A 12,764-nucleotide genomic window follows, 5' to 3' on the forward strand; every position below is an offset into this window, starting at 1 on the left:
GTTGGCCGATTTCATCATTAGAATGGATTTCAATTGTTTTCGTTAAATCCCCTTCGCTTATTTCTTTAGAGGTAACAACTAATCTCTTTAAAGGCTTCGTAATTGAAAGTGTCACAAAATAAATAAGTGCCCCGCCTACTACTAATGAGATAAGCATAACAATTAACATATTATAAAATACAGGTTGAGCAGCTTCAATTACTTCAGTTTCGTACATCGTCCCACCAATTTTCCAACCTGTTTTTACGTTTGTAGCAAATACCATATTCTTTTCACTACCACCATAAGAATATGTAAAAGCACCGTGATTATCTTCATAAATTTTCTTTGCCCAAGAATCAGCTGCTTTATCCCCTGATTTTTCTTGTGGATGAGCAATGATTTTTTGCTTTCCATCTAAAATGAAGGCATATCCTTTTTTACCAATATTGATTAACTTTGTTGTTTTTAATAAATTGTCTAAACTTAAATCTAGCGCAACAACCCCATTTTTATCTTCTGTTTGTTTTGCAATCGTTACGACAATATGTCCATTTCCTTTTGCCTTATATGGCTCGCTAACAACAATACCACCTTGTTTTGCCACTGCATCTTTATACCAAGGTCGTGTTGTTGGATCATAATCTGCTGCCATTTGTATATTTGGTTCCTGTACAAATTTCTTATCATTACCGGCAACATACACTTGTTCAACATCTATATTCAAATTGATATACTGAGATAATGTCTTTCTTAGCTCATCCTGATTATCCCCTTGATACATATTCCCCTGAATCACCCGTGCAAAATTATTCACATCATTAAATTTTGCATCAATCATTTGATTGATTAAATTATCTAATATTTTTATATTATCGTTAGCACTACTCGTAATTTGTGATTCAAAATTCTTTTTAGCAGTTTGATAAGACATGCCCCCGATTATAGAAACGGCTGCAATTAAAATTACAAAGAATGAAATTAATAGCTTTTTTGCTACTTTCATATCACGAAACAAATTTAATAGTTTACCCATTATGAACCTCCTAATTTTCGAATTTAAAAGTTAAATTGAGTTAATTATGAATATTTCCCATTCCTTAATTATTATTTTCATAACCTATTATGGTGAATACTTTGTAAAGTTTAAACAATTAATTTCTCTTTGTCTATATATACGAATAATATTATTATAAAATTTACAAATAGAAAAAACCAAAGGGGCCCCTTTGGTTTTTACATTTTTTTATGTTGTTTAGAAATTTTCTTCCATTTATCACGCTCTGCTCTGGCAAGGATTGCATCTTGTTTCCTCATAAAATACGCCAGTTCTCTTTGTAATTTTTTATAGCTTTTCAAACGATCTATCGTAATAAGTCCGTTTTCAATTGCACTATACACCGCGCATCCTGGTTCATTCTCATGCTTACAATCACGGAAACGACATGTTGTCGCAAATTCTTCAATATCAGAGAATGCTGTTTGAATCGCTTCGCTGCCTTCCCAAAGTTGCAATTCCCTCATGCCAGGCGTATCAATCACGAGAGCGCCACTAGGCAATTGGAATAATTCTCGATGCGTTGTCGTATGCCTCCCCCTACTATCCTCTTCACGTATATCTCCCGTTTTTGCTACATCAATTCCTATTAGAGCATTTAACAAAGTTGACTTTCCTACCCCTGATGACCCAACTAAAGCAATTGTTTTCCCTGAAGAAACGAATTGTTTCAACGAATCAATACCTGTATGCTCTAAACTATCAACAACGAAAATAGGAACACCAATTGCTATAGCTTCCGTTTCTACAATTTTTTGTTCTACATCATTACATATACTACTCTTTGTTAAAACAATAACTGGCATAGCGCCACTTTCATACGCCAATAATAAATAACGTTCCATCCTTCTAACATTAAAATCATGATTAAGTGCATTCACTAAAAATAAATAATCTACATTTGCTGCTATAATCTGTTCTTCTGTTCTTGTTCCAGCCTCTTGTCTTGAGAAAGAACTTCTTCGCTGGAAAATACGATGAATAATCGCTTTCTTTTCATCTTCTATTTTCTTTATATACACCCAATCACCAACTGCTGGATAATCGCCTTTCGTAATCGCTTCATGCCGAAACTTCCCAGACAGTTCTGCCATATATTCACCATCATTACAAATAATGCGATATATATGCTTATGCTCAAGTAAAATACGACCTACTTCATAATTTTTCTCTGTAACTTGTTCTTCAAAAAATGAATCCCAGCCGAAAGATTCTAAAATATTTTGATTCAAATAAATATCCTCCCTAGTTTGTACTAAGTGGAAGGATTGCGAATTACCTTATATAATATCGCCCTTTCCATCCACCTTTGTATTTGGTTGATTATTCATATAAGTTATTTTCGCCATAATACATCACCCCGTTCTTCTTTTAATTACTCTCATTATATGGAATTCTCCTATAAAAAGCTACATTATTTAACGTAATTTTCAAATAACTTACTTTTGAGCATTCTAATTTGTCCTCGGTGACTAATTTCATCTTCTAGCACATGATACCAAAGATAGTGCTGGTTATATATTACACCGTTAGGCCACTTTCTTTCTGACATGAGCCACTCATCACTTTGTTCACTTAAATACTTCAGAGATTCTTCTCGAACACTTTGTAGAAGTTGTACATAATACTGTATTTCATGACCACGGATCGCTCTACCCGCTTCCCCTAAATACAGTGCATCTTCCCATATTTCTAATTCTTCTTTTGTAAAGTCACGATTTTGAAATGAAATAAGCTGATGAACTTTTTCAATAGCTGCTATATGCTTTAATAAGGCACCAATTGAATTTCCGCTGCTCTGCATAATTAAGTCTAATTGCTCAACTGATAAATTTTTTACTTCGCCTAATGTTACAGCTCTCGTATGCTCAAGCATGCTTACTAATTCCCCTATATTTTTTGTATAACCATCTACACTTCTTATTCGATAATCTATCTTCATATCACGCACCCCTTTCTGCATTCATATTATTGTAAAAATGATTCATATAATAGACTGAAACCTTTCGAAATTTTCTGTTATAATTAAATTGAATACAAAATATACCCAAACAAACTTTCTCAATATGCTTATATGAAATATTAAAAGGAATCAATATAAAATAATCGAATCTTATTCACTAAAAGGAGTGGATTCGATGGAAATGTATCAATGGCTAACTGCTATACTCGTTGGTGGCATTACCGGCTTCGTTTCCCATCTAATCAATAACCAAGGTAAGTTATTGCTTCCACGCCGTTTGAAAACATTTTTTCATTTTGGATTTTTAACTGACATTTTTACTGGTAGCCTAGCCGCACTTCTTGGGCTCGTTTTATTCGATGTCACCGCAATAAAAGAAATTATAAAAGTATCCATTGTAACTGCTATTTCCGGTCAAACTTTCTTACTACATCAAGCTCTTGGTGGCGAACAGGCTAAAAATACGCAAATTGGGAAAGCTGATGAGAAGATTCAAGAAATTGACAAATTATTGCGACGTTAGTGTATACTTTCTTTTAAAATTATTGTTATAATGAGAAATAAATATTTTCTATTGCGTCGTTTGTCAGGAGAAAGGGTGTTTCGTATGACAAAAAAGAAAATAGAAGATTTCTTAACAAACTCCGAAAAAGAGGAACTGCTAGAAAACTATAAATGTTTACGAGAAGCCCGCACAAAAAGCGAAGCTAACTATTTTGGTGAAGCAGTAAACCATCTATTAAATAAAGCAAAACAACGAATTATTAAAGATGCAGGTATACATGATGAAAATGCTGCAACTGTTCAATCAAAGAGAAAAGCACTGTTTTAGCTACATTAGCTAAAACAGTGCTTTTTATTTAGAATTTTTTTCTTTCCATGCTATATTCTCTCTGCCTTTATCTTTCCATTTTTACAGTTTCAAAAGTCATCTAGACCTAAAGATCAACCTAATAATATTAGCCCACGCAAACCATTTTAATAATAGATAAAATAATTGAACTAGTAATGCTACAAACTAAATAAGTTTATTAAATCGCTTCTTTTAAATCTGAATGCGGATTTGGTCCGTATTGATTGTCATTTTCTTCACTTTCAATGATAAAAAATACAAGTAAAACAACGCTACCAAACGGTACAAAATTTAATAGTTGCCACCATCCCGTTTTCCCAATATCATGTAATCGTCGTGCACCAACCGAAAAACTTGGTATAATCATTACTAACATAAATAGCAACGCAATAATAGCAACTAACACCTCTGAAAATGATGATAAAAATAACAGTAGCCAAAAAATTACGATATTGGATAAACTAAAAATCCAGTACTCTTTTCGCGTAGCTCTACCACTAAAATTCCCATAATTCTTTAGAGCTTTCAAATACCATTGCATTTAAACCTCTCCCTTTTATCCCCAATAAAATTAAAATATGTAATTATTAACAGATAAGTAGAAATATAACACAACATTTATGTAAAATCCATATCCCCATCTAAATTGCCCTCTATTTAAATAGTTTTTCCTTCGGCATTTTTCACATTACTTTCACATCTATTTCACAAATATAAGTAGTCCGATATGCTAAACTAAGTATATCCTTTTCCAAGGAACTATATGCCGATATATAAATCCCTATCTTTATAGGGATTTTTATTTTTGATTCCTCATAACTTTGTTACAATCCATTTCTTCTACTATTTCTATACTTTTAGTAACTACTTTAATTAAAAGCACATTCATGTATTCACACTCTTATTAATTCTGATTTGCGAAATATTTATACAAGCTTTATGATGCAATTCCTGTTTCACTACTTTCAGTAAGTTTTTCACTTTTTCTAAACAAAAATAAAGCTCCTATATATAGTAAAGCAGTAAAACTACCTATAAGTATAAAATTGTGAGATACTGCAAATAACATTCCTGCTATTGCCGCACCAATCATTTGACCAATATACATAGAAGCATTTGCAAGTGCGGCTCCTGTTCCTCTTGCTGCACTAGATATGTTTTGTAAGTGCCTCATCATTAATACAAACAAAATTCCTGTCCAAAAAAACAAAGCAAAGAACGATAACTCCACCAATACAATGTTCTTTACATGTGGAAGTAATACATATAGCACTGCTGTAAATATAATTCCACCATAGAAAGAAAGGTTATAACCAATTTTATTTACGATTCTAGGACCAAAAATATTACCAGTTAAATTTCCTAACCCTAATACGAGCATAGCTGTACCTACTTCATGAACTTGTAAGCCAAATTGAATGGAAAGCCATACACCAAAAAATGAAAATGCAGCAAAATTTCCGGTTTGAAAAACAAAGTATGCAAAATAAGAAAGTGAAACCTTTGAATCTGTAAGTAATTGTTTATAACGCTGTAAAATCGCTTTTTTATTTCCACCTATATGAACCGACTGGATTTCTGGTAATACAACATAAATAAGAATGACAAGTAGTGCTGATAATATACCAATGAAATAGAATGGGATTGTATAATGTATCGTTGCTAAATAAGCTCCCAGTGGCAGCCCTAAAATTTGAGAGATTGATAACCCTGCTGTTGCAACCCCAATTGCTTTCACAATTTGCTTCTTCTCTATAAGGAGCGGAATAGATGCCCACACTTGTGGAGATACAAAAGCTGCACTTACACCTGCTAAAAATCTAAATGTTAGCATCCATAAAAAACTCGGTGCAATTCCACACAAAAACGTACTTATTGCAAAAAAACTCATACCTAGTACCATCACTTTTTTTCTGTTTAATCCATCTGATATAGGACCAGCAATAAGCGCAAATCCAGCATACCCTAAAGCATACGAACTCACCATCCATCCTGACAACTCAGTTGAAACATGATACACCTGTTGCAATGTCGGCAACAGTGGTGAAATTAAGAAAGTATCTGTACCGATCATAAACATTATCATAAAAAATACAGCTAGTACTCTGTTCATTTAGACCTTCTCCTTATATAAACAGAGGGTACTCTCCCTCTGTTTAACTAATCTTCTAAAATAGATTGGATTTCTTTCATGACTCTTTCATTCAATGCAACGTCTACCGCTTTCACACTTTCTCTTACCTGCTCTGCCCGCTTTCCACCAGGTATAACAGTATCAATTCCTTCTTTATTTAATAACCATGCTAACGCTAAATGAGACACTTCAATATCATTTTCTTTAGCTAGCCCTTTTAACTTATTCACTTTCTTAAAATTACTCTTATATGTATTTTCTTCAAATAGATTTACATTTTGACGCCAATCGACTTCATTTAATTTAAAATCTTCTGTATATTTTCCACCTAATATTCCAAAAGCAAGAGGCCCATATGGAATAAATGAAATACCCGCTTCTATACAATACGGCAACAGTTCTTCCTCAGCTGTACGTTCTAACATATTGTATGGAGATTGTACAACATCTATATGACCATGTTGATTCGCCTCTTTTAATTGTTCTATGTTTACATTCGATATTCCAATTGAACGAATTTTCCCTTCTTCTTTTAAATGAGTAAGCTCTCCGATTGAATCTATGTAACTTGTTTCAGGATTTGTAAAGTGTAAATAATATAAATCAATATATTCAGTCTGTAATCTTCTTAAGCTATTTTCTACAGCATTCCTTAAGTAACTTGGTTCATTGTTAATATAAGTTTCTCCATTTAACAACGGTTGAATTCCACCTTTTGTAGCAAGTATAAACTCATGACGCTTTCCCTTTAATACTTCTCCTACTAATTCCTCTGATCTACCGAAACCATATGAATCTGCTGTATCAAAAAATGTAATCCCTTGCTGAATAGCTTCTTCTACTAATCGCTTTCCTTCTTCTTCATTCACATCAGCATATAAATTATGTCCCCCTACTGCATTTGTACCTAAACCCAACTTTGAAATATTTAATCCTGCCTTTTGCAATTTTGTATACTTCATTTTTTCTCCCCCTATATTTCTATTGTTCGAATATATTCGAACAATAGAAATATACCACTTTATATGTTATAGTGCAAATATCTTAACTTATACAAGTAGGTGAAATATGCGTACACTCTATCATCCAAATCGAGAAGAAATTCAATTTTCTTCTGTCTTATATGCACTTAGCGATCAAATTCGTTTACAAATTGTAAATATGTTACTAGAGAAAAATGAACAATCTTGTGGTGCTTTAAACATCCCTGTTGCAAAATCAACTTTATCTCACCATTTCAAAGTTTTACGTGAGTCAGGTGTTATGTACACGCGCCTTGAAGGAACACAACGTTTCATTTCAATTCGTGAAGAAGATTTAAATGCTAGATTCCCAGGTTTATTACAAGTTGTATTACATGCGACAGAGCCATATTAAAAAAACATCTCATATTCATATGAGATGTTTTTTTAATATGGCTATTCTTTTAATAAATCTAATAATCCATTACCTTCGGATGTACGTTCATACCCTAAAGGTACAGTTCTTTTAATAAGTTGTGCATATATTTCCGGCTCTGATAACTTTCGACCGTATTCTTTCTCACACTGTTTAATGAGCAAGGCAAGCGCTCCAGCAACATGCGGCGTCGCCATGGAAGTTCCACTTAACACTGCATATTTCCCATCTGGATACGTAGATAATATTTCATCACCTGGCGCTACTAGATCAATTTCTTGATTTGAATTACTAAAACATGTGATTTTCCGTTCTAAATTGACAGCGCCAACTTCAATTACTTCCGAGTAAGCACCTGGGTAATCTAGTTCCTCTGTATTATCATTACAATCTCCATTATTCCCAGCAGCACATACGACGAGAACATCCTGCTTTACCGCATTTTGAATTGCTTCATGTAATTCTGGAACATCTTGCGGACCACCAAGTGACATTGAAATAATTCTCACTTTCTCTTGATTCGGCCCTCTCCAATTTACAGCATAATGAATTGCCTCAATAATTTGCTCGTAACTTCCAGAACCATCTCCCGCTAAAACTTTTAATACTAACATTTTAGCAAGTGGTGCAACTCCTAATACACCGACACCATTTTCAGTTGCTGCAATCGTCCCCGCGACATGAGTACCATGTCCGTTATTATCAAGATACACATTTGGATCAGCTTCATAATCTTTTGTGAAATTTCTTCCGCCGATAATACGATCTTTTAAATCTATATGATTAGTATCACACCCTGTATCTAATACGGCAACGACTACATCTTGCCCCTTCACACTCTTTTCCCATACTTGCGGAGCGTGAATCAGTTGTACACCTGGTGGAATTTCATTTACTTGTTCTACAACTTTATTTACGATAAATGGAATCAATTGTATACCTTTTTGTTTATTCACTGTACTACTCATCGTAATCCCTCCTGAAAATGTATTATTTTCATTTCAGACCACTTTTGAATACGTGTAAATGTAACATTCGTTTTATTCTTTTTGTTTTCCTTCTTTTCAAATATTTCTCAACATCATTTACTAACTCTATACTACTTTTGTATTTCCCCTATGATTTATAGGAAATAACAGCCTGGGTCATTCAACTAATAACCAAAATAAAAGGACCAATTAATGGTCCTCTTACAGTCTTTTAAAAGAATGATATGTAATTTGAAAAATAATATAAATTAAGACTAAACCTCACTCTTGTTTAAAAACTTTTCTATTTCTTTTACTAAATATTCCGCTCCCTCTATCCCAACAGTAATATTTCCATTTGCTAATGATATGTTCTGCTCTGAAACATCACCTGTGATTTGGCAAGCATTGTAAGGTTGATATTTTTGTAAAATGATTTTATCTGCTTCTACAAAAATTTCAAGCGGTGATTTGATTTGTATTCCCAATACATCGCGTAATTCTTTAGGGATAACAATTCGTCCTAATTCGTCTACTTTTCGAATAACTCCTGTTGCTTTCATATTTCTCCCCCCTTTCTCTCTATTAATTTTTTTCACCTCGCTTTTTCCATTTTATCACTTTTTGGCAATACTTGCCTCTTTTTAGAAAATTTTGTACTCGAGTTAAAAAAACACATTTAATGCATACGTAATCTCTCTTTCAATTGTTTTACATAACGGGATCTTATAAGTAAGAAGTATACAACTTGAATACCTATGAAAATACTTAATACAGCTGTATTTTCTTTAAACAATGAGTACTCAAACATTTGCCCTAACGCCGTTAAGGCTACTGCCCCATGTAATGTTGCAACACCAATTGGAACGAAGAATAAAAGCGCCAATCGAATTGTAACTACCTTCGATAATTCCCTACTCGTCAATCCAACTTTTCGAATCATTTCGAACAAGCGAACATCATCCTCCAAATCGGAGAATAAACGGAAGTAAAGGAAACTTCCTGCGCAAACGAAAAATACTATACCAATAAAGAAACCTACAAATAAAATCGGTCCTGCAATTTGTAAACTTTGGTTTTGTTCGTACTCTTCCGCACTAAACGTTAACTGTTCTTGATACGGTTTAATTTGATGAGTAAGCTCTTTACCAATTTCAATCTCATCTTTCGTTCTTTCAGTTTTATACATATAATCTTTTGTCTCTATAAATCCATCTTGTAATGAATCATATTGATTATTAGAGATTACATAAACATTTCCTCTTAATATTTTCCCCAATGAAGATGAAGTAACTTTTTTCACCTTTAAACTTTCATTCATATTGGGTAAAGTAATTTCTTTTCTTTCTTTCATCGCTGGCCCTGGTATATCAGCTGACAAAAATACAACCTCTTTATTTGCTACAGTATTAAATGGTTCTCCCGTTAACTTTGCATATTCCTTATAGTCTGATTCTTTTATAAAAGTGGCGCTTCTTAACGACTGTTCCTCCGTTTTCTTTGTCGAAATATTAGTTTTTGAAGCTGCTATATTATGTTTCTTTAATCCTTTGTCAATCATTTGTATATGTTGTGATTCGTTACTATTCCCTTGCTTAGAATGGTAATGAAACGCAATTGGTCTCTCCATTATCCCTTTCGTCATGGATGCGAAGCCGACTAATGTCCCTATTGCGGAAAATGCTACAGTAGAAATAATGGTTACAATAAAGAACATTCTTGCGTTATCTCTCATGCGATACGCTAAATCTGATAACGTAATAATATTAGTCTGTGTCCAATAGAAACGTTTACTTTTTTTACATAATCGAATAATAAAGACACTCAGCTGCTTGTACAACAAATACGTCCCAATAATAACTACCGTTGTAACAGGAATCATCATAATAAATACCATTGCTCCATGTGATAGAAGAGCTCCTACATAGCCAGCACTAAGCAATACTACTGCTAATATTGAAGAAATGATTGATGCTTTCGGTTCCGGTTTCGCCTCTGCTGATCCTCTAAACAACTTCATAATCTTATTTTTACGAATCATTCCTGCACTAAACAATGATATGATCATAAATAAAATAAAAAACATAATACCCGTTACAACAATTGCTTTCATCGGTATGTAATAGGATAAGGAGATATCTAGTTTCAATATCATCGGAGCGACAAATAGTAATACCCCTGAAAATAACATACCTGAAAGAATACCAAAAATAATTGCCCCTATTCCAATCATAATATTTTCAAAAAAGATCAGACGCTTTAATTGATATTTCGTCATACCTAGCATCATTAAAATTCCTAGTTCACGCTTTCTCGTTTTTAAAAACATTCCCATAGAATATAAAATAAAGAAGAATGTAAATAAGTAAATAATAGACTGTGCAAAAGACATACTTACGAATACGTACTGACCTAATTCTCCTGCACTTAATGCCGGATGAAACGCAAAAAATGAATACACAAAAAAGGCCATAATTGCAAATGCACTACTCAAAAAATAGGCTGAGTATGTCCGTCTATTTCGGGTTACATTCCGATATGCTAGTTCTCTAATGTTCATATTACTTCTCCGCCCTTCTACTATCTATGTTTTTATATTAGTAAAGTGCGGAAATACCTTCCATCGATTCAAATGACAAAAACCTTACATTTTTGAAAGGTTTAAAAAATTGCTTATACGTAGTACTTTATTTATAATGACTACATTCATATTCATACACACATCCTATTGTATATTCGTTAGTTTTGCGAAATAATAAAGGATAGAAGTATGTACCATTATACATATAAACTTATTTACCGCTTTAATATGAATAGGAGGAAAACATAATGACATTACAAGAACAAATTATGAAAGCATTACATGTTCAGCCTGTAATTGATCCAAAAGTTGAAATTCGTAAACGAGTTGATTTCTTAAAGGATTATGTAAAAAAAACAGGCGCAAAAGGATTTGTACTTGGTATTAGCGGCGGCCAAGACTCTACATTAGCAGGACGCTTAGCACAACTTGCAGTTGAAGAAATTCGTAACGAAGGTGGTAATGTAACGTTTATCGCCGTGCGTCTTCCTTATAAAGTACAAAAAGATGAAGATGATGCACAATTAGCATTACAATTCATTCAAGCAGATCAATCTGTTGCATTTGATATTGCTTCAACTGTTGATGCTTTTTCAAATCAATATGAAAACTTATTGGGTGAATCATTAACAGATTTCAATAAAGGTAACGTGAAAGCACGTATCCGTATGGTTACTCAATATGCAATTGGTGGACAAAAAGGGTTACTTGTTATCGGAACAGATCACGCTGCAGAAGCTGTAACAGGGTTCTTTACAAAATTCGGAGATGGTGGTGCAGATTTATTACCATTAACGGGATTAACGAAGCGCCAAGGACGTGCATTATTACAAGAGTTAGGTGCAGACGAGCGACTTTACTTAAAAATGCCAACAGCTGATTTATTAGATGAAAAACCAGGTCAAGCTGACGAAACAGAGTTAGGTATTACTTATGATCAATTAGATGATTATTTAGAAGGTAAAGCAGTTCCAGCTGACGTTGCAGAGAAAATTGAAAAACGTTACACAGTGAGTGAGCATAAAAGACAAGTACCAGCGTCAATGTTTGATGATTGGTGGAAATAAATAACACATAAAAAAGAAGCTAATCTTCATTTAGCTTCTTTTTTATATGTTAACGATATACCCCTACTCTTTTCTCCAATAAATCTTGCAAGCAATCTTCATGTTGTTTACAAAATAACGGTGGCATGTCGTCTAACGGGAAAAACTTCAAATCCAACGTTTCATCACCATCTACTTTTTTGTCACCTCCAACTATTGAGAATGAAAAGAACATCACAATTGACTGGGCCTTGTCTCCATTTGGATATGATTGAAAATATTTTGTATACACTCCAATAAGCTCATTTATTTCTACATCATACCCGGTTTCTTCTTTTATTTCCCGGATTGCAGTTTCCGCAGCTGATTCTCCTATCTCCATTGCACCACCTGGAAATCCCCAAGCGTTAAAGTCTCCTCTTTTTTGCAGTAATACTTCTCCATCTTTATTAAATACACAACCACCGGCAAAGTTTAAGAAAACATAATCATGTCCTACTTTTTCACGTAATTCTTTTATATAATTCGCCATTCTCTTTCCCCTTTTCATACTTCTTCTATCGCTATTTTTTATCTTTTTCAAGCAATTCAATGATTCGATCTAGCTTCTGGTTCATATTAATCACGTGGTGTTTCTTTGCAACGCTGCTTTGTAATACTCTTCTAATAAACAAAGTAAATGATATGAAAAACAAAACGATAAGTCCGATTACTAAACAAGTATATATCAATGTGAAAATATTACTTTCGAACAAGTTCATTCAGCATTCACATCCTCTCCTTTT

The 12,764-nt window shown here is 33.4% G+C and carries 14 protein-coding genes and 2 pseudogenes; 4 read left to right on the plus strand and 12 right to left on the minus strand.

Annotated features, from left to right (window positions below; translation table 11 throughout):
* Positions 1 to 22 precede the first annotated feature (22 nt).
* The 3 genes and pseudogenes from IQ781_RS28405 to IQ781_RS05690 form a co-directional block, all read right to left on the minus strand.
* Positions 23 to 1,015 (minus strand): annotated as a pseudogene (locus IQ781_RS28405) (cache domain-containing protein); the annotation flags it as partial.
* Positions 1,016 to 1,215: 200 nt separating this feature from the next.
* Entirely contained in the window at positions 1,216 to 2,268 is a 1,053-nt protein-coding gene (gene rsgA / locus IQ781_RS05685) for a ribosome small subunit-dependent GTPase A (protein WP_001073076.1), read from the minus strand.
* Positions 2,269 to 2,450: 182 nt separating this feature from the next.
* Positions 2,451 to 2,978 carry a DinB family protein gene (locus tag IQ781_RS05690; RefSeq protein ID WP_139847196.1) on the minus strand — a complete coding sequence of 176 codons (528 nt, stop codon included), beginning with the start codon at positions 2,976 to 2,978 and terminating at the stop codon, positions 2,451 to 2,453.
* Positions 2,979 to 3,174: 196 nt separating this feature from the next.
* Here IQ781_RS05690 and IQ781_RS05695 point away from each other — a divergent pair, with 196 nt between their 5' ends.
* Positions 3,175 to 3,522, plus strand: coding sequence for a DUF4257 domain-containing protein (locus IQ781_RS05695; RefSeq protein WP_000426310.1), 348 nt, complete (start codon positions 3,175 to 3,177; stop codon positions 3,520 to 3,522).
* 84 nt (positions 3,523 to 3,606) lie between these two features.
* A complete protein-coding gene (locus tag IQ781_RS05700) occupies positions 3,607 to 3,831 on the plus strand; it encodes a hypothetical protein (protein ID WP_000162602.1) in 225 nt (74 codons plus the stop codon).
* A 199-nt stretch (positions 3,832 to 4,030) separates the two neighbouring features.
* On the opposite strand, the gene IQ781_RS05705 is transcribed toward IQ781_RS05700, so the two are convergent.
* The 4 genes and pseudogenes from IQ781_RS05705 to IQ781_RS05715 all read right to left on the minus strand — a co-directional run bounded on the left by IQ781_RS05705 (position 4,031) and on the right by IQ781_RS05715 (position 6,948).
* On the minus strand, positions 4,031 to 4,393 hold the full coding sequence (locus tag IQ781_RS05705; RefSeq protein WP_001198796.1) for a DUF805 domain-containing protein: 363 nt from the start codon (positions 4,391 to 4,393) through the stop codon (positions 4,031 to 4,033).
* A gap of 142 nt (positions 4,394 to 4,535) precedes the next feature.
* Positions 4,536 to 4,741, minus strand: a pseudogene (locus IQ781_RS28285) (hypothetical protein).
* A 48-nt stretch (positions 4,742 to 4,789) separates the two neighbouring features.
* Entirely contained in the window at positions 4,790 to 5,965 is a 1,176-nt protein-coding gene (locus IQ781_RS05710; RefSeq protein WP_048655667.1) for an MFS transporter, read from the minus strand.
* 47 nt (positions 5,966 to 6,012) lie between these two features.
* On the minus strand, positions 6,013 to 6,948 hold the full coding sequence (locus IQ781_RS05715; protein WP_000877965.1) for an aldo/keto reductase: 936 nt from the start codon (positions 6,946 to 6,948) through the stop codon (positions 6,013 to 6,015).
* Between the two features lie 106 nt (positions 6,949 to 7,054).
* Between IQ781_RS05715 and IQ781_RS05720 the strand changes: the two genes are divergently transcribed.
* The gene (locus IQ781_RS05720) at positions 7,055 to 7,363 is read left to right on the plus strand and encodes an ArsR/SmtB family transcription factor (protein WP_001259906.1); all 309 of its coding nucleotides are present in this window, start codon (positions 7,055 to 7,057) and stop codon (positions 7,361 to 7,363) included.
* Positions 7,364 to 7,404: 41 nt separating this feature from the next.
* On the opposite strand, the gene IQ781_RS05725 is transcribed toward IQ781_RS05720, so the two are convergent.
* From IQ781_RS05725 to IQ781_RS05735, 3 genes are all read right to left on the minus strand, one after another.
* Positions 7,405 to 8,352: a serine protease gene (locus IQ781_RS05725; RefSeq protein WP_000099748.1), complete on the minus strand. Its 948-nt coding sequence runs from the start codon at positions 8,350 to 8,352 to the stop codon at positions 7,405 to 7,407.
* 275 nt (positions 8,353 to 8,627) lie between these two features.
* Positions 8,628 to 8,915, minus strand: a complete 288-nt coding sequence (locus IQ781_RS05730; protein WP_000648324.1) for an AbrB/MazE/SpoVT family DNA-binding domain-containing protein — start codon at positions 8,913 to 8,915, stop codon at positions 8,628 to 8,630.
* A 116-nt stretch (positions 8,916 to 9,031) separates the two neighbouring features.
* Positions 9,032 to 10,912, minus strand: a complete 1,881-nt coding sequence (locus IQ781_RS05735) for an FtsX-like permease family protein (RefSeq protein ID WP_139847197.1) — start codon at positions 10,910 to 10,912, stop codon at positions 9,032 to 9,034.
* 269 nt (positions 10,913 to 11,181) lie between these two features.
* Here IQ781_RS05735 and nadE point away from each other — a divergent pair, with 269 nt between their 5' ends.
* Complete coding sequence (nadE, locus tag IQ781_RS05740) at positions 11,182 to 12,000, plus strand: ammonia-dependent NAD(+) synthetase (RefSeq protein WP_000174904.1); 819 nt, start codon at positions 11,182 to 11,184, stop codon at positions 11,998 to 12,000.
* A 49-nt stretch (positions 12,001 to 12,049) separates the two neighbouring features.
* Here nadE and IQ781_RS05745 read toward each other — a convergent pair whose 3' ends face one another.
* Together IQ781_RS05745 and IQ781_RS05750 are read right to left on the minus strand one after the other, a co-directional pair.
* Positions 12,050 to 12,511, minus strand: coding sequence for an NUDIX hydrolase (locus tag IQ781_RS05745; RefSeq protein ID WP_000024992.1), 462 nt, complete (start codon positions 12,509 to 12,511; stop codon positions 12,050 to 12,052).
* 31 nt (positions 12,512 to 12,542) lie between these two features.
* Complete coding sequence (locus tag IQ781_RS05750) at positions 12,543 to 12,740, minus strand: DUF4083 domain-containing protein (protein ID WP_001048104.1); 198 nt, start codon at positions 12,738 to 12,740, stop codon at positions 12,543 to 12,545.
* Positions 12,741 to 12,764: the final 24 nt, after the last annotated feature.

The organism is Bacillus sp. N447-1 (assembly GCF_022701035.1).
Taxonomy (GTDB): Bacteria; Bacillota; Bacilli; order Bacillales; family Bacillaceae_G; genus Bacillus_A; species Bacillus_A cereus.